At 61.5% G+C, this 416-nt stretch carries 1 protein-coding gene; it reads left to right on the top strand.

Annotated elements, in window-relative coordinates; all coding sequences use genetic code 11:
* The coding region (locus tag Q8X48_RS29860; protein ID WP_407802672.1) for an immunoglobulin-like domain-containing protein at window positions 1-416 on the top strand (416 nt) is incomplete at both ends.

Here is a 416-nt window from a genome sequence, read left to right as displayed (position 1 = left end):
GAAGGTCAGAGCTCCGGCAGCCTGCCAGTGACCGTCGGCAACGACGTTTACACCGGTCCAACCACCGTGACCGAGTCGATTAAATCGGCCGACGGCGGCAACCTAGAGTCCATCAACCCGATCAAGACCCCGGTGGAAACCACGGTCAACGATGTCAACGACACCACTACGGTGACCCTGACCGCCACCCCGAGCGTGGATGAAAACGGCACCATCACCTACACCGCCACGCTGACCGATGCCCAGGGCAAACCAGTCACTGCGCAGAACGGTCCAGTGACCGTGACGTTGGACAGCGGCAAGGTCATCACCATCGCCGAAGGTCAGAGCTCCGGTAGCCTGCCGGTCAGCGTCGGCAACGACGTTTACACCGGTCCGACCATCGTCACTGAATCCATCAAGGACGCAGTGGGCGG

The organism is Pseudomonas sp. QLc11A (assembly GCF_052112305.1).
Lineage (GTDB): Bacteria > Pseudomonadota > Gammaproteobacteria > Pseudomonadales > Pseudomonadaceae > Aquipseudomonas > Aquipseudomonas laurylsulfatiphila.
This window is presented reverse-complemented; position numbering and strand designations above follow the sequence as displayed.